This window comes from Nocardioides zeae (assembly GCF_010686755.1).
In the GTDB taxonomy this organism is placed as follows: domain Bacteria; phylum Actinomycetota; class Actinomycetes; order Propionibacteriales; family Nocardioidaceae; genus Nocardioides; species Nocardioides zeae.
This window is the reverse complement of the sequence record NZ_JAAGXA010000003.1, coordinates 68,977-89,861: the sequence shown is the minus strand read 5'-3', so window position 1 is coordinate 89,861 and position 20,885 is coordinate 68,977. Positions and strand designations below refer to the sequence as shown.

Sequence of the window (20,885 nt, the reverse complement as noted above, 5' to 3'; positions counted from 1 at the left end):
GTTGAGGGGAATCGACTCAAGTCTTGGGTCGTTGCAAGGGAGTGACGGTCACACTGGCCGTCGCACAGGGACCACCGCGGAGCTCTGCTCCGTCATCGAGGACACACGCAGACCAGGAGCCGCCCCATGAGTCAGTTCGGTGCCGACAGGTTCACGACCCGCGCCCGCGAGGCGATCGAGGTCGCCCAGGTCGCCGCCACCACCGCCGGCCACACCTCGACCGAGCCCGTCCACCTGCTCGTCGCCCTCCTCGGGGGCGGACCGGGCGGGGCTCGCGGCGAGCAGGAGGGCATCGTGCGGAGCGTCGTCACCGCGTCCGGTGTCGACCCCGCGACGCTGCTCGGCGCCGCGGAGGCCGCGGTCGCCGCGCTCCCGCGGGCGTCGGGCGCGACGGTCCAGCAGCCCGGTGCCTCGCCCGCGCTCACCCGCGTGCTCGCCAAGGGCATCGACCTCGCGGCCGCGATGAAGGACGACTACGTCGCCTCCGAGCACCTGCTCGTCGCGCTCGCCTCGGTCGAGAGCAGCGCGCAGAAGGTGCTCACCGACGCGGGGCTCACCATGCAGGGCCTGTCCGAGCAGCTCGTCACGATCCGCGGGTCGCGTCGCGTCACCAGCCAGGACGCGGAGTCGACGTACGAGGCCCTCGAGAAGTACTCCGTCGACCTCACCGCCGCCGCCGAGGAGGGCCGGCTCGACCCCGTGATCGGCCGCGACGCCGAGATCCGCCGCGTCATCCAGGTACTGAGCCGGCGCACCAAGAACAACCCCGTGCTCATCGGCGAGCCCGGCGTCGGCAAGACCGCCGTCGTCGAGGGCCTCGCCCAGCGCGTGGTCGACGGCGACGTGCCCGACTCCCTCAAGGGCCGTCGGGTGCTCAGCCTCGACCTCGCGGCGATGGTGGCCGGCGCGAAGTACCGCGGCGAGTTCGAGGAGCGGCTCAAGGCCGTGCTCGAGGAGATCAAGGACGCCGGCGGCCAGGTCATCACGTTCATCGACGAGCTGCACACGGTCGTCGGTGCGGGGGCCGGCGGCGAGGGCGCCATGGACGCCGGCAACATGCTCAAGCCGATGCTGGCCCGCGGCGAGCTGCACATGGTGGGCGCGACGACGCTCGACGAGTACCGCGAGCACGTCGAGAAGGACCCCGCCCTGGAGCGCCGCTTCCAGCAGGTGTTCGTCGGCGAGCCCAGCGTCCCCGACACGATCCAGATCCTCCGCGGCATCCAGGAGAAGTACGAGGCCCACCACGGCGTCCGCATCACCGACGCCGCGCTCGTGGCCGCGGCGACGCTGAGCCACCGCTACATCACCGGCCGGCAGCTGCCCGACAAGGCGATCGACCTCATCGACGAGGCCGCCTCCCGGCTGCGGATGGAGCACGAGTCCTCCCCGGAGGAGGTCGACCAGCTCCGTCGCCAGGTCGACCGGTTGAAGATGGAGCAGTTCGCGCTCGAGAAGGAGCACGACGACGCCTCCGTCGAGCGGCTCGCCGCGCTCCGCTCCGACCTCGCCGACCGCGAGGAGGAGCTGCGCGCGCTCGAGGCCCGCTGGGAGCGGGAGCGGGCGTCCCTCGAGGGCGAGGGGGAGCTGCGGCGCCAGCTCGACCAGCTGCGCGTCGAGGCCGAGCGGCTGCAGCGCGAGGGCGACCTCGGCCAGGCGAGCGAGATCCTCTACGGCCGCATCCCCGCGCTGGAGAAGCAGCTCGAGGAGGAGGCCGCGACCCTCAGCATGGAGAAGGACCAGGAGCCGCTCGTCGGCGACGAGGTCGGTCCCGCGCAGATCGCGGACGTCGTCGAGGCGTGGACGGGCATCCCGACGGGTCGTCTCCTCGAGGGCGAGGGCTCGAAGCTGCTCCGCATGGAGGAGGTCATCGGCGAGCGGCTCATCGGGCAGCACGAGGCGGTGACGGCGGTGAGCGACGCCGTACGCCGCTCGCGGGCCGGCATCGCCGACCCCGACCGCCCCACGGGCTCGTTCCTCTTCCTCGGCCCGACGGGCACCGGCAAGACCGAGCTCGCGAAGGCGCTGGCCGACTTCCTGTTCGACGACGAGCGGGCGATCGTGCGGATCGACATGAGCGAGTACGCCGAGAAGCACTCGGTCGCGCGGCTCGTCGGTGCGCCGCCCGGCTACGTCGGGTACGACGAGGGGGGTCAGCTCACCGAGGCGGTGCGCCGTCGGCCCTACTCCGTCGTGCTGCTCGACGAGGTGGAGAAGGCCCACCCCGAGGTCTTCGACATCCTGCTGCAGGTGCTCGACGACGGGCGCCTGACGGACGGGCAGGGCCGCACGGTCGACTTCCGCAACACCCTGCTCATCCTCACGTCGAACCTCGGCGCGACCTTCCTCATCGACCCGCTCCTGGGTCCCGAGCAGAAGCGTGAGCTCGTGCTCGCAGAAGTGCGGTCGCGGTTCAAGCCGGAGTTCCTCAACCGGCTCGACGAGGTCGTGCTGTTCGACGCGCTCACGAAGGAGGCGCTGCGCCGCATCGTCGACATCCAGCTGCACCTGCTGGAGGAGCGCCTCGCCGCGCGCCGGATCTCGGTCGAGGTGACCGACGCGGCGAAGGAGTGGTTGGCGGACACAGGCTTCGACCCGGCCTACGGCGCCCGGCCGCTGCGGCGGCTCATCCAGTCGTCGATCGGCGACCCGCTCGCGCGGATGCTCATCGGCGGCGAGGTGGGCGACGGCGGCACCGTGCGCGTCGACCACGTGGAGGGCGGCGACGCCCCGGTGCTGACCGTCGTCTGACCGGGGCCCGCCCAACCCCCGTCCCGGTCGTGGGGGGGGGGGGGGGGGGGGGGGGGGGGGGGGGCCCCCCCCCCCCCCCCCCGGGGGGGGGGGGGCGTGGCGGCGCGGCCGCCCCCCCCCCCCCCCCCCCCACGACCCGAGGGCGTTGGCCGCGCATGGTGGAATGACGGGGTGACCTCAGGAGCATCCGAGCGCCGCCCGCCCCAGGTGACCTTCGCCGGCTGGCTGGTGGTCGGTGGGTCCGTCTTCGTGCTGCTCGGGGCCTTCGAGGCGATGTCGACGCTGCGCACGCTCGAGACCCGCGCCATGATCGAGCAGTTCCTCGACGAGCCGCCCGGCAGCTCGCTGGGCATCGGCGTCGAGCGCGCCCGGGAGCTGCGGCGCGTCGCCATCTTCGTGCTCGCCGTCTGCGCGACCGTCGCGGCCATCCTCGGCATCTTCGCCCTGCGACGCGACAAGGGCGCCCGCATCGGCCTGACCGTCGTGGCGCCCCCGCTGTTCCTCGCGGGCTCCGTCGCCGGGGGCTTCGCCTCGGCAGTCGTCACCGTCTCCATCGTCATGCTGTGGCTCGAGCCGGCGCGCAGCTGGTTCGCCCGCCGCCCGCTCCCCGAGCGCTTCCGGCTGCCCCGCGACACGGGCGCGCGCTCCGACCGTCCCGATCCCTTCGGCCCCCCGGACCGCTCGAGCAGCCCGGACCGCTCGAGCAGCCCGGACCGCTCGGACGGCCTGGACCGGTCCGACCGGCCCTCCGCCGCCGTCGGCGGCGGCGACCCGTCGCCGTACGGCGCGCCCCCGGCCCCCGACGGCCCCGTCCAGCAGCCCTGGGGTCGGTCGCCGTACCCGACCTACCCGCCGGCACAGCCCGAGCAGTCGCCGGCGGCCGCGCCCGGTTCGCCCTACGCGCCGGGTTCGCCCTACGCGCAGCCCGCGGCGTACCACGGGTTCGGCGAGTCCCACGGCGGTCCGACGCAGGGCCGGGGACCGTGGTCGGAAGCGCCGACGCGCCGCCCCGGCGCGGTGCTGGCGGCAGCCCTCGCGACGTGGATCGGGTCGGGTCTGCTGGGCCTCCTCATGCTCGTTCAGGTTGCGATCCTGGTCGCCTCTCCCGACGCGATCATGGACGAGCTCCGGCGCACGCAGCCCGAGGCGTTCGAGCAGGGACTCACGGAGTCGACGCTCATCGGCCTGACGGTCGTCACGGCGGGGTTCATCCTGCTGTGGTGCCTCATCGCCTGCGTGCTCGCCGCGCTCACGGTGCGCGGCCGCGGCTGGGCGCGGGTGATGCTGCTGATCTCCGCGGGCGTCGCGGGCGGCCTCTGCCTGCTCGGCACGCTGCTGGCGCCGCCCCTGGTCGTCGGCGTGCCGGCCACCGCGATCACCGTCGTCGCCCTCCTCCGTCGCGAGGTGGCCGCCTGGTTCGCGGCCCAGGACCGGGCGCGCCGCGCATGAGCGGCTACGGGGGGCCGTCGCCGTCCGACCCGGCCTGGAGCTGGCAGGCGCCGCCGGGAGCGACGGGCAACCCGTACGGGCTCCCCGACCCGCGTGCACCGCGCCCCGGGTCGGTGGTCGCGGCCGGCGTCATCACGATGGTCTGCTCGACCGGCGTCGCCCTCTTCGCCGGTGCGGTGGCGGCCTTCGGTGCGCTCGTCTCCATCAGCGGCTTCACCGCCGACGACGACACGGGCGGTCTCGGCGACGCGTTCGGGGTGGCGTTCGGATTCGCCGCCGCGGTCGCCGCAGCGTTCGCCGCGTGGGCCGTGGCGGCCTTCGTGTTGGGGATCCTCGTCATCCGCGGGTCGCGCGTCGCGCGCTGGATGCTCACGGCCAGCTCCGTCCTCGTCACGCTCCTCATGCTGGGCACGGCCCTGGTGGTCGCCGACGTCGAGTCGCTGGTCGTGACCGTCCCCGGCATCGTCCTGCCCCTGCTCGTCGTCGCGCTCCTCTTCATGCCGGGCACGACGCCGTGGTTCGCACAGGGCCGTGGCCCCGCGCAGCTGATCTCGGCCGCGCCCGGCTACGGCACCCACGGCGCCACGGGCTCGCCCTACGCGCCCGGGAACGTCTACGGCCCGCCGGCGGCGGGGTACGGCGCGGGTGGGTCGTCGCCGTACGGGCAGCCGGGTCCGCAGGGCGGGCCCGACCTGGGCAAGCCCCCGCCGGGATCGTGGCCGGAGGCGGGGTCGGAGGCGGGGTCGGGGCCGGAGGCGCCGCGCTGAGCGGTCGGCGGTTGCCGGGCGGCTGACCGCGTCGCCGGACGTCATGCGTCGCGGCGGTCGGGGGCAGCGGTTCGCATGACGTCCGGGAGGGGGCGGGGGCCTCCGGGCGGCCGGAGGCCCTGAAATGTGCACCTGGTGCTGCTCCGACCGACGCGGACCCGCACCAGGTGCACAGTTCCGAGGGGGCTCAGTCCGCCGCGCCGAGGTGGACCAGGCGCGTCCCGTCGGCGGCCCACAGGTCGAGCGTCGTCGGCGATCCGGACCAGTGCACGGCCGCCACGAGCTCCTCGACCAGCTCGCCGCTGCGGTCGCACGCCCCACCGCGCCCGATCCCGGGCTCGAAGGCGAACGTGCCGTCGTCCGCCGCCTCGTAGCTGCCGACGAGACCGTCGCACCCGGCGGGACTGCTGACCCGACCGTCCGCGATGACGATCTCGAGCCGCGTGCCGTCGCCGAGTGCGGTCACGAAGGTCCCCTCGGGGAGGTGGACGCGGCGGAGCTCCGCCAGCGTCGTACCGTCCCCCGCGCGCAGCACCAGCTCGTCTCCATCTCGGACCTCGGCGGAGCGGGTGTCGACCAGGGTCTGCCCGAACCGGGTGCCGCACCCGACGAGCGTGGTGACCACCCGCCCGAAGCGGAGTGCGCCGTCGTCGCCGCGGACAACCTCGCCGCCCACGGAGTTGCACACGTCGACGCCGCGAAGGGCGTCAGCAGCGATCGTGATGCGGGCGTCGCCCGCGTGCGGCAGCTCCTCGCCCACGACGCGCTCGACGACCCAGGTGCCGTCGACCGCGGCGCTGGCCCCCGCGGCGGCGTCCGTACGGCGCAGCTCCACCACCGTCGCCCCGGCGGCGTCACGCAGGTGGAGGATGCCGTCGACCAGCACGGCGCTGCGGACGGCCAGCAGGTCAGGACCGGGGAGGGGCTCGCCGTCGCGGGTCATGCAGACGGTCCGCGCGCTGAGCACCTGCTCGAACCGCAGTGCACCGTCGGGGCCCCACACCATGTCGGCGGTGGAGTAGGAACAGGTCAGCGTGCTGGAGGCGCGCTCGTCCTCGAAGACCATCCGTCCGGTGCCCTCGCGCGGGTCGTCGTCAGGCACGGTGACGTACGTCCACTCGCCGGTCACGGTCGCCATCGTCGCGGGGGTCCCTCCGGAAGTCTCGGCGGGCGCGCCGGCGGTCGCTGCTCCAGCCTCACGGTCGTCACCGCCGGCCGCACCGCCCCACCAGAGGACCCCGAGCAGCACGAGCAGCACGAGCACCGCCGCGACGCCCACGGCGACCAGTCCCCGCACCAGGCGCCGCCGATCCACCGCCGTGTCCATCGACCACCCTCCGCACACGCGAGCCGGCGAGCCCCGTCGAGCGCGCTCGGCGTCAGACGCGCCGTACCCCTGCGGAGGTTCCCGACGCGAGCGACCGACCTACGCCCGCAGCTCCGCTCCGCGCAGGCGTCGCAGTCCCTCGACGATGACGTCCTCGTCCTTGCAGAACGCCCACCGCACGAGGTGCCGACCGGCGTCCCCGGCGTAGAACCCCTGCAGCGGGATGGCGACCACGCCGGCGCGCTCGGGGAGCGCGGCGCAGAAGGCGGCGCCGTCGCTCCAGCCGAGGTCCGCGATGTCGGTGACGGTGAAGTAGGTGCCCTCGGAGGCCCGCGGCGCGAGCCCGGCCTCGGCGAGGCCGTCGAGCAGCACGTCCCGGCGCCGCTGCAGGTCGGTCGCGAGGGCGAGCGGGAAGTCGCCCTCGTGGTCGAGCGCGTGCGCGGCGGCGGGTTGCAGCGGGGAGCCGGAGGTGAAGGTCGTCCACTGCTTGACCGCGAGCACGGCGTCGACGAGGTGGGCGGGGCCGGTGGCCCAGCCGACCTTCCAGCCGGTGAGGGACCAGGACTTGCCGAGGCTCGAGAGCGTGAGCGTGCGCTCGGCCATCCCCGGGAAGGTGGCGATCGGTCGGTGCCGGCGTCCGTCGAAGACGAGGTGCTCGTAGACCTCGTCGGTCACGACGACCACGTCGTGCCGCACCGCCAGCTCCGCGACGACCGCCAGCTCCGCGTCGGTGAGCACGGTGCCGGTCGGGTTGTGCGGGGTGTTGAGCAGGAGGAGACGGGTGCCGTCGTGCACGGCCGCCCGCAACGCGTCGACGTCGAGCCGGAAGGACGGTGCCGGGAGCGTCACGGGCCGCACCACGGCGCCGGCCATCTGCAGCATCGCGGGGTAGGAGTCGTAGAACGGCTCGAGCAGCACCACCTCGTCACCGGGATCGACGAGCCCGAGCACCGCGCTGGCGATGCCCTCCGTCGCTCCCGTGGTGACGACCACCTGGGTCTCGGGGTCGAGGTCGATGCCGTGGTGGCGGGCCTGGTGCCGGGCGACGGCCTCGCGCAGCTCGGGGACGCCGCGCCCCGGTGCGTACTGGTTCCGGCCCTCCAGCAACGCCGTCCGCGCCCGCTCGAGCACGGAGGCGGGACCGTCGGTGTCGGGGAAGCCCTGGCCGAGGTTCACCGCGCCGGTCCGCACGGCGAGCGCGGACATGGCGGAGAAGACCGTGGGCGGGATGCCGTGGAGGCGTCGAGCGGTCAGCGGATCGGCTCCGGCGGCTCGTCACCCCGGTCGGGCCGTGGCTCCGCGCTGTCGGGATCGAGACCGGAGAGGTCGTCGGGTGCCTGCTCCGCGGGGTCCGACGGATCCGGAGCGGGCTCGGGAGCAGCGGGGCCGCGCGGGCGCCGTACCTTCTTGTTGAGGTCCCAGAGGAAGTCCGGGTCGTCGTCGGGCCCCATCGGCCGCGCCGGGCCGGGCCGTGCGGGGGAGCCGCCCCCGCCGGGACGACGCTTCTCCAGGGCACGCACGAGCAGGTAGACGCCGATCGCGATGACGGCGAGCACGAGCGCGAACTTCAACACCCCTTCACTGTAGCCAGCCCCCGGGCACGGCCCGGGCCGACCGCGACGCGCACGGCGGCCGCCGCCCTCGTTACCCTGGGCCCGTGAAGCAGTTCGTCATCTACACGCTCATGCGGCTCGCGCTCTTCGTCGTGGTGTACGCCGTCGTGCTCGGCGTGTGGACGCTCGTCGTCGGCTCCGGCCCGCTCATCCAGCTGCCGCCGCTCATCATCGCGATGCTGATCTCCGGCATCGTCGCCTTCGTGCTGCTCGACGAGCAGCGCGAGGCGTTCGCGGAGCGCGTCGACGCCCGCGCCAAGCGGGTCTCGAGCAGCTACGAGAAGTCGCGCAGCCGCGAGGACGAGGACGAGGTCTGAGCCTCGTGCCCGAGCTGGTCAGCCACCACGACCCGGCTCACCGGCGTTGGCTGGCCGAGGCGGTCCGCCGGGTCGAGGCCGACGCCAACCGCTCCGCCGACACCCACCTCCACCAGTTCCCCCTGCCGCCCGCCTGGGACGTCGACCTCTACCTGAAGGACGAGTCGGTCCACCCCACCGGCTCGCTCAAGCACCGCCTGGCCCGCTCGCTGTTCCTCTACGCCCTGGTCAACGGCTGGGTGCGTGAGGGCACGACCGTCATCGAGGCGTCGTCGGGCTCGACGGCGGTCTCCGAGGCCTACTTCGCGCGCCTCCTCGGACTGCCCTTCGTCGCCGTGATGCCGCGGTCGACGTCGCCGGAGAAGGTGGCGCTCATCGAGTTCCACGGCGGCCGCTGCCACTTCGTGGACGAGCCGGGGGCCGTGTACGACGAGGCCCGACGCCTCGCCACCGACCTCGACGCCTCGACGGCCGCGGGCGGGCACTACATGGACCAGTTCACCTACGCCGAGCGGGCCACCGACTGGCGCGGCAACAACAACATCGCCGACTCGATCTTCTCCCAGCTCGAGCTGGAGCGGCACCCGGTGCCCGCGTGGGTCGTCGTCGGCGCCGGCACGGGCGGCACCTCGGCCACCATCGGCCGCTACGTGCGCTACCGCCGCCACGACACCCAGGTGCTCGTCGCCGACCCCGAGGGGTCCGCCTTCGCGGGCGGGTACGCCGCGGGCGACGCCTCCCACACCGTCACGGCGCGCTCCCGGATCGAGGGCATCGGGCGCCCGCGGGTCGAGCCGTCGTTCGTGCCGGGCGTGGTCGACGCGATGCTGACCGTGCCCGACGCGGCCTCCGTGGCCGCGGCGCGCTGGTGCACGCGGGTCACGGGTCGCGCCGCGGGCGGCTCGACGGGCACGGCGCTGTGGGGTGCGGTGACGGTGCTCGCCCAGATGCGCGCCGAGGGCCGGGCGGGCTCGGTCGTCACGCTGCTGTGCGACGGCGGGGAGCGCTACGCCGCGACCTACTACGACGACGACTGGCTGGCCGCGCAGGGGCTCGACATCGCGCCGTACACGGCCGCGCTGGAGGAGTTCGTCGCGACGGGGGACTGGCGGCCCCCGACCGGCTGACGTCCGCCGCCGCTGTCGTCGTGTAACGCGGTGTCCGGGCTACTGTGCGAGCCGTCGACCGCCGTCATGGACGCACCAACCCCTCCATGGAAGCCCGGACACCGCGTTACACGGGCGGACGGCGCAGCCCCCCGCCGGTAGCCAGGAGCCCGCTCGGCGCGTCAGCGCCGCTTGCGCTGCTCGAGGTGCCCGCGGATCCGGGTCTCGGACTGGCCCAGCACCTTGGCCAGCAGCTGCACCCGGAAGACGTAGGCCAGCACGCCGCCGACCACGAGCAGGCAGAAGATCGCGAACCACATGGCGACCAGGGTGCCTCGCAGGAGGCGTCCGAAACCAGCCCCGCGTCAGGAGCCGACGAGGAAGCCCGCGAACAGGCCCACGCCGGCGAGCAGCTCCGCGACGCCGGTGCGCGCGAGCACCGGGATGAGCTCGGGCCCGCGGGCGCCGCGCATGACGATGCCTGCCGCGCCGGCGGCCGGGGGCACGAAGACGAGGGAGAGCAGCACCCACGGCGTCGTCAGCAGGGCGATGGCGACGAAGTCGGCACCGGCACCGGCGACGAGCAGCACGTAGAACCAGCGCGTGCGCTGCTCGCCGAGCCGCACGGCGAGCGTGCGCTTGCCCGCGACGGTGTCGGTGGGCACGTCGCGCAGGTTGTTGGCGACGAGGATCGCGCAGGCCAGGGCGCCGATGCCCGCGCCGGCGTAGAGGCTCGGCAGCAGGGTGTCGCCCTCGAACGCGCCGACCTGCACGAACGTCGTGCCGACGGTCGCGACGAGGCCGAAGAAGACGAACACCATGACCTCGCCGAGGCCGAGGTAGCCGTAGGGGTGCGAGCCGCCCGTGTAGAACCAGGCCGCCACCACGCAGACCGCCCCGGCGGCGACGAGCCACCACGCGGTCGTGGCGGCGAGCACGAGGCCCGCCACGCCGGCCACGCCGAACGCGGCGAAGGCCGCGCCCTTCACCGCACCGGGCGACGCCAGGCCGGAGCCGACGAGGCGCAGCGGTCCGACGCGGTCGTCGTCGGTGCCGCGGATCCCGTCGGAGTAGTCGTTCGCGTAGTTCACGCCCACCTGCAGCGCCAGCGCGACGACCGCGGCGAGCAGCGCCTTGCCGACGTGGAGCGCGTCGCCGTACGCCGCGACACCGGTGCCGGCGAGCACCGGCGCGATGGCCGCGGGCAGGGTGCGGGGGCGGGCTCCGGCGACCCAGTGGGCCGCGGTGGCGCGGGTCGGCGGGGGGACGGCGGTGGACATGGTCGCTGATCCTCCCACCGGGTCCGGTGGGTAACCTGCACCGGTGCCCTCCTCCGCCCTCCGCCCGGTGCGCGGCAGCGCCGAGGAGGTCGTCCGGGCCCTGGCCGCCTGGCTGGCCGCCGACCCCGAGCCCGACCCCCTGGTCGTCGAGACGTCCGGGTCGACGGGCCGCCCCAAGCGCGTGCGGCTCTCGCGCCGGGCCGTGCTCGCCTCGGGGACCGCGACGGCGGAGGTGCTCGGTGCGCGCGGCCAGTGGCTGCTGGCGCTGCCCGCGACGTACGTCGCCGGGGTGCAGGTGATCGCGCGGTCCCTGACGGCCGGCCGCCGCCCCGTGCTGCTCGACGACCACGCCGACCTCGCGACGGCCGCGGCGGCGATGACGCCCGGGGTGCCGCACCTCGTGTCCCTCGTCCCCACCCAGCTGCTGCGGCTGCTCGACGACCCGGCGGCGACCGCCGCGCTCCGCGGCTTCCACACGGTGCTCCTCGGGGGCGGCCCCATCGACCCGGCCCTCCGCGAGCGGGCCGAGGGCGCCGGGGTGCGCGTCGTCGCGACGTACGGCTCGGCCGAGACGGCCGGCGGGTGCGTGTACGACGGGTGGCCGCTCCCCGGCGTACGCCTGCGGACCGACACGGCGACCGGGCGGCTGGAGGTCGCGGGGCCGACGTTGTTCGACGGCTACGACGGTGACCCGGAGCTGACGGCCGACGTGCTCCGCGACGGGTGGTTCCGCACGTCGGACGCGGCGCGCATCGACGCCGACGGTCGGCTCACCCTGCTCGGGCGCCTCGACGACATGGTGGTGTCGGGGGGCGTCAACGTGCCCACCCCGGCGGTCGCCCGACGCCTGCGTGCCCACCCCGACGTCGCCGAGGCGGAGGTGCTGGGCGTGCCCGACGAGGAGTGGGGCCAGGCAGTGGTCGCCTTCGTGGCGCCGCGGCCGGGGGCCGCCCTGGACCCGGCTGCGCTGCGGGCGTGGGTCGTCGCCGAGCACCCGCGCACGTGGGCGCCGCGCCGCGTGGTCGTGCTCGACGCGATCCCCCTGCTGCCCAACGGGAAGACCGACCGGGTGCGCCTGCGCAAGGGGGCGGCCCGATGAGGCTGCACGTCGTGGCCCTGCCGCTGCACACACGCTTCCGTGGACTGACGGTGCGCGAGGTCGCGCTGGTCGAGACGGCGTCGGAGGACGCGGCCGGGTGGGGGGAGTGGTCGCCCTTCACGGAGTACGACGCCCCCACCTCCGCCCCCTGGCTCGCCTGCGCGCTCGAGGCGGCCGCCGGTGACTGGCCGGAGCCCGTGCGCGACGCCGTGCCCGTCAACGTCACGGTCCCCGCCTGCGACCCGGCGACCGCGCACCGCATCGTCACCGCCGGCGGCTGCCGCACGGCGAAGGTGAAGGTGGCGGAGCGCGGCCAGGCGCTCGCCGACGACCTCGCGCGGGTCGAGGCCGTGCGCACCGCGCTCGACGCGGAGGGCCCGGGCGGCCTCGTGCGCATCGACGTCAACGGCGGCTGGTCGGTCGACGAGGCCGTGCACGCGATCCCGCTGCTCGACCGGGCGGCCGGGGGACTCGAGTACGTCGAGCAGCCGTGCGCGACGGTCGAGGAGCTCGCCGCGGTACGGCGCCGCGTCGACGTGCCGATCGCCGCCGACGAGTCGATCCGGCGGGCCGCCGACCCCTACCGGGTGCGGGACCTCGAGGCCGCCGACATCGCCGTGCTCAAGGTGCAGCCCCTCGGCGGGGTCGCCGCCTGCCTGCGCATCGCCGAGGACATCGGCCTGCCCGTCGTGGTGTCGTCCGCGCTGGAGTCGTCGGTCGGGATCGCCGCCGGGGTCGCGCTCGCCGCCGCGCTGCCGGAGCTGCCCCACGCGTGCGGGCTCGCCACGGTGCAGCTGTTCGAGGCCGACGTGGTGACCGACCCGCTGGTGCCGGTCGACGGCCTGCTGCCGGTGCGGCCCGTCGTGCCCGATCCGGAGCTGCTCGCTCGGCACGCGGCGCCCGCCGACCGGTTCGCGTGGTGGGCGGAGCGGCTCGCGGCGACCCAGGGTGTCCGGGGACCGGAGGCGCGCGCATGACGGAACCCACCGCCGTACGCCTCGCCCGCGGTGTCGTCGCCGCCCTCCTGCGGGCCGGCGTCACCGAGGTCGTGCTCGCCCCCGGGTCGCGCAACGCGCCGCTCGCCTTCGCCGTCTGGGACGCCGCCCGTGCCGGGCGGCTGCGGCTCCACACCCGCGTCGACGAGCGCACCGCCGGCTTCCTGGCGCTCGGTCTCACGCGCGTGGGCGCGCGAGCCGCGGTGGTGTGCACGTCGGGCACCGCCGTCGCCAACCTGCACCCCGCGGTGCTGGAGGCGTCCCACAGCGCCGTCCCCCTCGTCGTCGTCAGCGCCGACCGCCCCGCCTCGCTGCGGGGGACCGGTGCGTCGCAGACGACCGACCAGGTGCGGATGTTCGGCGACGCGGCGGCCTTCGTCGACCTCGCCGAGGAGGCGGAGCTCCCGGCACTCGACGCGCTGCTGGCGCCCGGTGCGGGCAGCCCGGGGCCGCTCCAGCTCAACGTGCAGCTGTCCGGTGCGCTCGTGCCGGTCGAGCCGTGGCCGCCCGCTGACATCCCGCTGGCCAGCGTGCCCGACGGCCCGCGGATCGCGGGCTCCCGGGCGGCGGACGTCTACCGCGCGCGGCTCGCCGAGGGGTCCGCCCCCGTGCTGCCCGCCGGGCCGCGCACCGTCGTGGTCGCGGGCGACGACGCCGGCCCCCCGGCGCGGATGCTCGCCGAGGCCGCCGGGTGGCCCTTGCTGGCGGAGCCGAGCTCGGGGGCGCGCACGGGGCCGAACGCGCTGCGCTGCTACCGCCTGCTGCTCGACACCGACCTCGGTGCCCAGGTGGAGCGGGTCGTCGTGGTGGGCCATCCGACGCTGTCCCGTCCGATCACCCGGCTCGTCGAGCGCGGGGACGTCGAGGTCGTCTCCGTGCGGCACGCCGGCCGGTGGGCGCGGCGGCCGTTCCCGGTGACGGCGGAGCACGACGCGGTGGCGGCGCCGGATGCCCCGTCTCCTGCCGATGCGGCCTGGTTGGCCGCCTGGCAGGAGGCCGACCGGGCTGCGGCCCGACGCGTCGACGCGCTCGTGGCGGCGGAGGGCGAGCCGACGCCGTACGAGGTCGCCGCCGCCGTCGCCCGCGCCCTCCCCGCCGGCGGGCTCCTCGTCGTGGGGGCCTCCAGCCCGATCCGCGACCTCGACCTCATGGGCGTCGTCCCGCCGGCCGGCCAGCGGCGGCTCGTGCTCGCCAACCGCGGCCTCGCGGGGATCGACGGCACCGTCTCCACGGCCATCGGCGCCGCGCTCGGGCGCCCCCACTCGTCGCGGGCGCTGGCGCTCGTCGGCGACGTGACGTTCCTCCACGACCACGGCGGCCTCGTGCTCGGACCCCGCGAGGAGCAGCCCGACCTCACGATCGTCATCGTCAACGACGATGGCGGCTCGATCTTCGCGATGCTCGAGCAGGGCGATCCTGCCCACGCCGACGCCTTCGACACCCTCTTCGGCACGCCGCACGGCGTCGACCTCGCCAGCCTCTGCGCCGCGACACGCACGCCGCACTGGCGCGTCGAGTCGGTGGCCGAGCTCGAGCACGCGCTCGCCTCCCCGGCGGGCGGGGTGGAGGTCGTCGAGGTGCGCGTACGCCGCGACAACCGCCGCGCCCTCGACACCGCGCTGCGCGGGCTGGGGGCCTGAGGCTCGCCGGCGTCAGGCCGGGTGGTTCGCCGCCTCGGGCGGCCAGGCGACGGTGAACCGCTCGAAGACGATCTCCTGCTCCTCGGACCAAGCGGCGCCGCGGGCGGCGCTGACCCGCGTCCAGTAGCGGCGGTGCTCGCGCTGCCAGCTCTCCAGGCTGAGGTCGTCCTCGCCCTCGTCGGCGGCGAACGCGGCGTCGGCGCTCGTGAACGGACCCACCCGCAGCTCGGTCGTGCGCAGCACCGCACGAGGCCGGCCCGCGCCGTCGCAGGCGATCCAGTGCGAGCCGATGCGGGGAAGCCCGTCGCCGCGGGCGACGAAGTCGGCGACCAGCTCGGCCGTGGCGCGCTTGCGGCCCGCGAGCACCAGCCCGAGCAGCTCGTCGGCCAGGCGCGCGGAGTCGCCGAAGTGCTCGACCGTGTGGTCGGGACAGGCGGCGACCGCCTCGGGGTACGCCGCCGCGTACGCCGCCCACATCACCGCCGCCGCCTCCCGGTCGGGGGCGGCGGCCGGGGTGCGGAGATCGTCAGGAGTGCTCACGAGGTGATGCTCGCAGGCGGTTCGTCCAGGGCGGGATGGGGGAGGGCATGCTGCGCCGATCGACCCGAGGTCGGCGCCGAGTTGTCACGTACGCAGCGACGCGTCCTCACCCGCACCACGGCGTACGTGACAACTCGAGGCCCGCGCCGCGGCGTACGTGACAACTCGGCGCCGCCGCCGCGCCGTACGACCAAGCTCGACGCGCCGAACTGGCGCCGTGTGGAGCCGGGTAGTTCACTGGAGCGGTCGCGGGGAGCGCCTCCGCGACGTGCACCCCAGGAGAGAAACCTTGCCGCAGACCGTCGACGCCCTGGTCACCACCGCCGCGGGCCGGCCCTTCGAGCGCTCCACCATCCAGCGCCGGGACCCCGGACCGCACGACGTCGTCATCGACATCCACTACGCCGGCATCTGCCACTCCGACATCCACACCGCCCGCGAGGAGTGGGGCACGGCGTCGTTCCCGCTCACCCCCGGTCACGAGATCGCCGGCGTCGTCGCCGCGGTCGGTGACGCGGTCACCACCCACGCGGTCGGCGACCGCGTCGGCGTCGGCTGCTTCGTCGACTCGTGCCGCGAGTGCGAGAACTGCAAGGCGGGGGAGGAGCAGTACTGCCTGCGCGGGGAGGTCGGCACCTACAACTCGAAGGGGTACGACGGGGAGCAGACCCAGGGCGGGTACTCGCGCTCGATCGTCGTCGACGAGGACTACGTGCTGCGCATCCCCGAGGGCGTCGGCCTCGACGTCGCCGCCCCGCTGCTGTGCGCGGGCATCACGCTCTATTCGCCCCTGCACCACTGGGGCGCCGGTCCCGGCAAGCGCGTCGCGATCGTCGGCATGGGCGGCCTCGGCCACATGGGCGTGAAGATCGCGTCCGCGCTCGGCGCCGAGGTCACCGTGCTCAGCCAGACCCTCAGCAAGGAGGAGGACGGCCGCCGCCTCGGCGCCGACCACTTCTACGCGACGTCCGACAAGGACACCTTCAAGAAGCTCCGCGGTCACTTCGACCTCATCGTCAACACGGTCTCGGCGAACCTGCCGCTCGACCGCTACCTGTCGATGCTCCGCCTCGACGGCGCGATGGTGAACGTGGGCCTGCCCGAGGAGCCCGACAGCTTCCGCGCGTTCTCGCTGGCCGGCATGCGCCGGACGCTCGCCGGGTCGAAGATCGGCGGCATCCGCGAGACCCAGGAGATGCTCGACTTCTGCGCCGAGCACGGCTTGGGCGCGGAGATCGAGACGATCACCGTGGACGAGGTCAACGAGGCCTGGGAGCGCGTCATCGCCTCCGACGTGCGCTACCGCTTCGTCATCGACATCGCCTCGTTCGACACGTGAGCGCGAGCGCGTAGCCAGGGGCTCCGGCCGCCCGCGGGTTTGTCCCCCGCGCGGCCGGGGCACCCGGGTCCGGGTGAGCGAACCGCAGCTGCCACCGTTCTTCCGTCCGCTGCGCGAGCGCCTGCCCGACGTCGACATCGTCGTGCTGCCGCCGCCGGCGCCCCGGCCCGAGCCCGTGCCGCTCCCGGCGCCGCCGGACGAGGTCGCGCGGCGTACCGCGGACTGGGCGCGCGAGCTGTGGGACGGCTTCGGCGCGCCGGAGCCGACCACCACGACGGTGCGCTGGGCTCCCGGCGGGACCCGCGGCGCCGTGGCCCTCGAGGTGCTGCTGGTCGTGACCCCCGTCGACGCGACCGCCGCGCTGACCGTGCTCGCCGCCGCCGACGACAGCCTCCGCGCTCCCGGCCCGCTCGCCTGGCACGTGCTCGCCCCGCCGACGGGGCTGGCCCGCGTGCAGGCGAGCGCCGTCGCCGCCGGGGTGCGGTACGCCGCGGACCTCGTCCACGTGCCCGCCCGCGACCGGCTCTTCCTGCGGCTCACGGTCGGCGACCACGAGGTGGGCCCCGACGCGGTCGCGACCCTCACCGCAGCCGCCGACGCCCGCGAGGGGGTGGACGGGGCATGACCACCGAGTGGGACGACATCTGGACGCCCGCCACCTGGTGGGGCGAGCTGGACACCACCATGCAGGGCGTGCGGACCCGGCTCGGCAACCTCGGCGTCAGCGCGTTCGGCGAGTCGGTGCGCCCGGCAGCGACGACGTTCGTGGAGGCGTGGCGGGGGTACGCCGACGAGAGCGTCGAGATCTGCGCCGGCGTCGCCGAGGCATTGACGACCATGGCGGTCGACGTCGACCGCACCGACGCCGAGATCGCCCAGGCGTTCGAGGGCCTGGACGGCTCCGTCGGGGAGGCGCGATGACGACGATCCGCGTCGACCAGCCGGTCCCCGCGGCGACCGCGGACCTCGACGAGCTGACCGGCGATCCCGGCCAGGCCGACGCCTTCGGACGCGACCTCTCCTCCATCGCCGCCCAGGGGTTCGAGGTGGTCGCGGAGCGCGCGCTGACCGCGCCGGTGGTGGCGTGGTTCGGGGAGTCGCGGACGGCGTACGACGAGAAGGCCGCCCAGATCGCGAACCAGCACCGCACGCTCACGGACAACCTGCAGGCCGTGGCCCGCACCTGCTTCGCCTACGCCGACACCCTCGCTGACCTGCGGTGGGAGCGCGACGGCCTGGTGAGCACCCACCAGCACCTGGTCGCGACCCGGCAGACGCTGCTCAACGACATCGCCGGGGCGGCGGACGAGACCGACCCTCTCGTCATCAGGACCCTCCAGGACCGGGCGACCGAGCTCAACGGCGCCATCGCCACCTTCCAGACCGACTACGCCGACTGGCAGCAGCGCGTGACCGCCAACGAGAACCTCATGCGCGACGCCTTCGGGCGGCTCGACGAGGTGGGCGAGGTGACCGCTCCCGCCACCGTCGACCCGATTGCGGCCGGGGCGATGGACCTGCCGGGCGCCCCGGGCAGTGGAGCGACGCCCGAGCAGGTCCGCGACTGGTGGAACGGCCTCGACGCGGCGCAGCAGGAGGCGCTGATCGCGTCGTACCCCGACGTCATCGGCTCGACCGACGGCATCCCGGCGGACGGACGCGACCAGGCCAACCGGGTGTCCCTCGACGCCGACCTCGCCGACCTCGAGGCGCAGGACGCGATCGGTGCGCTCAGCGAGGACGAGCGCCGGCACCTCGAGAACGCGCAGGCGACGCGCACGGCGCTGGAGAACGCCGACTCCTACGTCGACCCGACCACCGACGAGGTGCCGGGGGGCCAGCTGTGGCTCTACGACCCGACCGCCCACGGCGGCGACGGTGCCGTGGCGATCGGGGTCGGCGACCTCGACACCGCCGACCACATCGCCGCGCGCGTGCCGGGCATCACGACCGACCAGGGGGACGCGCCCACCCTCATGCAGGAGGCGATCAACACCTACCAGTCGACGGTCTACAACGGCGTCGACGGCACGGTCGCGTCGATGTTCTGGCTGGGGTACGACGCGCCCGACGCCTTCTACGACCCCGCGACCGCCAGCCAGGGGCGGGCCGAGGAGGGCGGCGAGGCGTTCGCCGACGACATCGCAGGCCTGCGGGCGAGCCGGGACCCCGACCTCGACCCCGCCCACCTGACGGCGATCGGGCACTCCTACGGGTCCACGACGACCGCCATCGCGGCCTCGGACCACGGCCTGGACGCCGACGACGTCGTCCTGCTGGGCAGCCCGGGTGCGGGTGTGCAGAACCCGACCGCCGAGTCGCTCGGCATCGACGGCGACGTCTACGTCGGGCGCAACAGCCGCGACCTCGTGGGCTTCCTCGGTGGCGAGGGCGGCTACCACGGCGTCGGTGCGCGGCTCGGGTTCGACCCGTCCTCCGACGACTTCGACGCCATCCGCTTCGAGGCCGAGGACCCGAGCCGGGGCTGGCACCGCGACGTCGAGCAGCACGGTCTCTACTTCGCCAACGACAGCGAGTCGCTCTACAACATCGGCCGGGTGGTGGCCGGCGACGGCGACGCGGTCAACCAGGCGGAGCAGTCCTACGACCCCTGGTGGCGCGCACCCGTCGACCCCGAGGCCGACCGCGACCCGACGAGCGACGTGCCCGGCCGCTCCGACACCGTGGCGGACGACTGACCGGCGCCTGCCTAGGGTGGGCGCATGGCTCAGGTGTGGATGGACTACGACCGCTCCGAGGTGGAGGAGGTCGTCGGGCCGTTGCCCGACGGGCTGACCTACGCGCGGTACGACGGCGAGCACGAGCCGGACGGCATCGACGAGGTCGAGTTCTACGTGCCGCCGTACTTCGGCCCCGCCGACCCGGCCCTCGTCACCCGCATGCCCGCGCTGAAGGTCGTGCAGGCGCCGAGCGCCGGCGTCGACCAGCTGCTCCCACACGTCCCCGCCGACGTCGCCCTGTGCCGCGCGGCGGGGGTCCACGACCCCGGTACGGCGGAGCTCGCCCTCGGCCTCCTCCTCGCGGCCCAACGCGACTTCCCGCGTTGGTTCGCGCAGCAGCAGCGCCAGGAGTGGGACCAGTTCAACGGCGGTCCCTCCGTCGCCGACCGGCGGGTGCTCATCATCGGCTACGGCTCGATCGGCCAGGCGATCCACCGCCGGCTCGACGGCTTCGAGTGCGACGTCGTGCCGGTGGCGACGACCGCCCGCACCGGCCCGTACGGCGCGGTCCACGGCGTCGACGAGCTGCCGTCCCTGCTGCCCGACGCCGACGTGGTCATCATCGTGACGCCCCTGACGCCGTCCACGGAGGGCCTGGTCGACGCGGTGTTCCTGGCCGCGCTGCCGGATGGAGCGCTGCTGGTCAACGTGGGCCGCGGCAAGGTCGTCGACACGGACGCCCTCCTGGCGGAGGTCACGGCCGGCCGGCTGCGTGCTGCGCTCGACGTCGTCGACCCCGAGCCGCTGCCCGCCGACCACCCGCTCTGGACCGCGCCCGGCACGATCATCACGCCGCACGTCGCGGGCGGCACGACGGCCATGCGCCCCCGGCTGTTCCGGATCATCGAGGAGAACCTGCGGCGGTACGTCGCCGGCGAGCCCCCGGTGCACGCGGTCGAGCGCTAGCAGCGTCGAGCTTGGTCGTACGGCGCGGGTCGGGGGCGCCGAGTTGTCATGTACGCCGCGGCGTGGGCGTCGAGTTGTCATGTACGCCGTGGCGCGGGTGAGGTCGCGTCGCTGCGTACGTGACAACTCGACGCTGGCCTCGGGTCGGTCGTCCACATGCCCTGCGGGGCATCGACCTCAGCGTCGACCGAACCGCTCGCGCAGCCGCGCCCACAGCCCGCGACGCGGCATCGCCGCGCGCGTCCAGGTCTCGCCCGGGGCCGTCCGCGACGCGTCGAACCCGCGCGGCAGGTCGAGCACCTCGCGCAGCGACGGGTCGTGCTCGGCCATCCGTCCCAGCAGGCCGAGCGCGATCCCGTCGTCGCCAGCCGCCTCGCCGGCGTGCAGGCCCCCGCACAGGAGCTGCCAGCTGTCGTCGTGGTCGTGCACGACGTCGAGGACGGGCGCCTCCCCGGTCTGCACCCGCTGGCAGAGGTAGGCGCTGGTCCCGTAGGCCACCCCGGACACGACCTCGTGCACGTGCTCGGTCCACGGGCGGCGTGCCAGGGAAGCGATGTCCGGCACCGGCCCCGCGACCACCGCCGACGACCCCTGGTCGCCGAACGTCTCGTACTCCCACGGCCACCGGTGGTCGCGCCCCGTCACCACGAGCTGCACGGCTGTGAGCTCCTCGCCAGCGACTCCCATCGCGATGCCGAGGTGGTCGTCGTGCTGCTCGGCGGGGAACGGGAGCACGGCGACCTCGTAGGGACTCCCGATGTACCCCTCGATCACGACCGGCTCGTCGAACCGCTCGACGCCATCGACGACCCGGAACGCGAGGTCGTTGAGCATGAGCTTCGCCGACTCCTGGTCCGGCCCGAACAGCACGATCTCCGGATGCCCCAGCGCGTGCAGCCCGACGGTGTAGGTCCACCCGGGGCCGTCCTCGTCCTCGTGCACGTGGATGAGGAAGACCCCGTGCGACCGCACCTGCGCCCGGACGTGGTCGATGAAGTCGTCGCTCACGCCGACG

Annotated in this window: 20 protein-coding genes; 13 read left to right on the top strand and 7 right to left on the bottom strand. The window is 74.8% G+C overall.

Annotated elements, in window-relative coordinates; translation table 11 throughout:
- The first annotated feature begins 126 nt into the window (after nucleotides 1-126).
- From clpB to G3T38_RS05450, 3 genes are all read left to right on the top strand, one after another.
- Nucleotides 127-2,751: an ATP-dependent chaperone ClpB gene (clpB, locus tag G3T38_RS05460; protein WP_163771090.1), complete on the top strand. Its 2,625-nt coding sequence runs from the start codon at nucleotides 127-129 to the stop codon at nucleotides 2,749-2,751.
- 171 nt (nucleotides 2,752-2,922) lie between these two features.
- Nucleotides 2,923-4,200 carry a hypothetical protein gene (locus G3T38_RS05455; protein ID WP_163771089.1) on the top strand — a complete coding sequence of 426 codons (1,278 nt, stop codon included), beginning with the start codon at nucleotides 2,923-2,925 and terminating at the stop codon, nucleotides 4,198-4,200.
- On the top strand, nucleotides 4,197-4,967 hold the full coding sequence (locus G3T38_RS05450; RefSeq protein ID WP_163771088.1) for a hypothetical protein: 771 nt from the start codon (nucleotides 4,197-4,199) through the stop codon (nucleotides 4,965-4,967). The genes G3T38_RS05455 and G3T38_RS05450 overlap by 4 nt, the downstream gene beginning before the upstream one ends.
- A 187-nt stretch (nucleotides 4,968-5,154) precedes the next feature.
- Here G3T38_RS05450 and G3T38_RS05445 read toward each other — a convergent pair whose 3' ends face one another.
- From G3T38_RS05445 to G3T38_RS20980, 3 genes are all read right to left on the bottom strand, one after another.
- Nucleotides 5,155-6,294, bottom strand: coding sequence for an META domain-containing protein (locus G3T38_RS05445; protein ID WP_163771087.1), 1,140 nt, complete (start codon nucleotides 6,292-6,294; stop codon nucleotides 5,155-5,157).
- A 99-nt stretch (nucleotides 6,295-6,393) separates the two neighbouring features.
- Nucleotides 6,394-7,500 carry an aminotransferase class I/II-fold pyridoxal phosphate-dependent enzyme gene (locus tag G3T38_RS05440; protein WP_241728538.1) on the bottom strand — a complete coding sequence of 369 codons (1,107 nt, stop codon included), beginning with the start codon at nucleotides 7,498-7,500 and terminating at the stop codon, nucleotides 6,394-6,396.
- Nucleotides 7,501-7,544: 44 nt separating this feature from the next.
- Nucleotides 7,545-7,868 (bottom strand): hypothetical protein, encoded by a 324-nt coding sequence (locus G3T38_RS20980; RefSeq protein ID WP_194247562.1) that lies wholly within the window; start codon nucleotides 7,866-7,868, stop codon nucleotides 7,545-7,547.
- Nucleotides 7,869-7,951: 83 nt separating this feature from the next.
- On the opposite strand from G3T38_RS20980, the gene G3T38_RS05430 reads away from it, so the two are divergent.
- Together G3T38_RS05430 and cds1 are read left to right on the top strand one after the other, a co-directional pair.
- On the top strand, nucleotides 7,952-8,224 hold the full coding sequence (locus tag G3T38_RS05430; RefSeq protein ID WP_163771086.1) for a DUF4229 domain-containing protein: 273 nt from the start codon (nucleotides 7,952-7,954) through the stop codon (nucleotides 8,222-8,224).
- A gap of 5 nt (nucleotides 8,225-8,229) precedes the next feature.
- A complete protein-coding gene (gene cds1 / locus G3T38_RS05425) occupies nucleotides 8,230-9,351 on the top strand; it encodes an L-cysteine desulfhydrase Cds1 (protein WP_338037484.1) in 1,122 nt (373 codons plus the stop codon).
- A 161-nt stretch (nucleotides 9,352-9,512) separates the two neighbouring features.
- Here cds1 and G3T38_RS05420 read toward each other — a convergent pair whose 3' ends face one another.
- Together G3T38_RS05420 and G3T38_RS05415 are read right to left on the bottom strand one after the other, a co-directional pair.
- Nucleotides 9,513-9,650: a hypothetical protein gene (locus G3T38_RS05420; protein WP_163771085.1), complete on the bottom strand. Its 138-nt coding sequence runs from the start codon at nucleotides 9,648-9,650 to the stop codon at nucleotides 9,513-9,515.
- Nucleotides 9,651-9,695: 45 nt separating this feature from the next.
- On the bottom strand, nucleotides 9,696-10,610 hold the full coding sequence (locus G3T38_RS05415; protein WP_163771084.1) for a 1,4-dihydroxy-2-naphthoate polyprenyltransferase: 915 nt from the start codon (nucleotides 10,608-10,610) through the stop codon (nucleotides 9,696-9,698).
- 43 nt (nucleotides 10,611-10,653) lie between these two features.
- On the opposite strand from G3T38_RS05415, the gene G3T38_RS05410 reads away from it, so the two are divergent.
- The 3 genes from G3T38_RS05410 to menD are packed head-to-tail and all read left to right on the top strand — an operon-like array spanning nucleotide 10,654 to nucleotide 14,344.
- A complete protein-coding gene (locus G3T38_RS05410; RefSeq protein WP_338037483.1) occupies nucleotides 10,654-11,709 on the top strand; it encodes an AMP-binding protein in 1,056 nt (351 codons plus the stop codon).
- On the top strand, nucleotides 11,706-12,686 hold the full coding sequence (locus tag G3T38_RS05405) for an o-succinylbenzoate synthase (RefSeq protein ID WP_163771083.1): 981 nt from the start codon (nucleotides 11,706-11,708) through the stop codon (nucleotides 12,684-12,686). The genes G3T38_RS05410 and G3T38_RS05405 overlap by 4 nt, the downstream gene beginning before the upstream one ends.
- On the top strand, nucleotides 12,683-14,344 hold the full coding sequence (gene menD / locus G3T38_RS05400) for a 2-succinyl-5-enolpyruvyl-6-hydroxy-3-cyclohexene-1-carboxylic-acid synthase (RefSeq protein WP_163771082.1): 1,662 nt from the start codon (nucleotides 12,683-12,685) through the stop codon (nucleotides 14,342-14,344). The genes G3T38_RS05405 and menD overlap by 4 nt, the downstream gene beginning before the upstream one ends.
- Before the next feature lie 12 nt (nucleotides 14,345-14,356).
- Here the strand turns inward: menD and G3T38_RS05395 are convergent, their stop codons facing one another.
- The gene (locus tag G3T38_RS05395) at nucleotides 14,357-14,884 is read right to left on the bottom strand and encodes an ASCH domain-containing protein (RefSeq protein ID WP_206675792.1); all 528 of its coding nucleotides are present in this window, start codon (nucleotides 14,882-14,884) and stop codon (nucleotides 14,357-14,359) included.
- A 289-nt stretch (nucleotides 14,885-15,173) separates the two neighbouring features.
- Here G3T38_RS05395 and G3T38_RS05390 point away from each other — a divergent pair, with 289 nt between their 5' ends.
- From G3T38_RS05390 to G3T38_RS05370, 5 genes are all read left to right on the top strand, one after another.
- Nucleotides 15,174-16,223 (top strand): NAD(P)-dependent alcohol dehydrogenase, encoded by a 1,050-nt coding sequence (locus tag G3T38_RS05390; RefSeq protein ID WP_163771081.1) that lies wholly within the window; start codon nucleotides 15,174-15,176, stop codon nucleotides 16,221-16,223.
- A gap of 73 nt (nucleotides 16,224-16,296) precedes the next feature.
- Nucleotides 16,297-16,848, top strand: a complete 552-nt coding sequence (locus G3T38_RS05385; protein ID WP_163771080.1) for a hypothetical protein — start codon at nucleotides 16,297-16,299, stop codon at nucleotides 16,846-16,848.
- Entirely contained in the window at nucleotides 16,845-17,144 is a 300-nt protein-coding gene (locus tag G3T38_RS05380) for a hypothetical protein (RefSeq protein WP_163771079.1), read from the top strand. Before G3T38_RS05385 ends, G3T38_RS05380 begins: the two co-directional genes overlap by 4 nt.
- On the top strand, nucleotides 17,141-18,922 hold the full coding sequence (locus G3T38_RS05375) for an alpha/beta hydrolase (protein WP_163771078.1): 1,782 nt from the start codon (nucleotides 17,141-17,143) through the stop codon (nucleotides 18,920-18,922). The genes G3T38_RS05380 and G3T38_RS05375 overlap by 4 nt, the downstream gene beginning before the upstream one ends.
- A 24-nt stretch (nucleotides 18,923-18,946) precedes the next feature.
- A complete protein-coding gene (locus G3T38_RS05370) occupies nucleotides 18,947-19,870 on the top strand; it encodes a 2-hydroxyacid dehydrogenase (RefSeq protein ID WP_206675791.1) in 924 nt (307 codons plus the stop codon).
- 177 nt (nucleotides 19,871-20,047) lie between these two features.
- Here G3T38_RS05370 and G3T38_RS05365 read toward each other — a convergent pair whose 3' ends face one another.
- Nucleotides 20,048-20,878 (bottom strand): DUF4262 domain-containing protein, encoded by an 831-nt coding sequence (locus G3T38_RS05365; RefSeq protein ID WP_163771077.1) that lies wholly within the window; start codon nucleotides 20,876-20,878, stop codon nucleotides 20,048-20,050.
- Nucleotides 20,879-20,885: the final 7 nt, after the last annotated feature.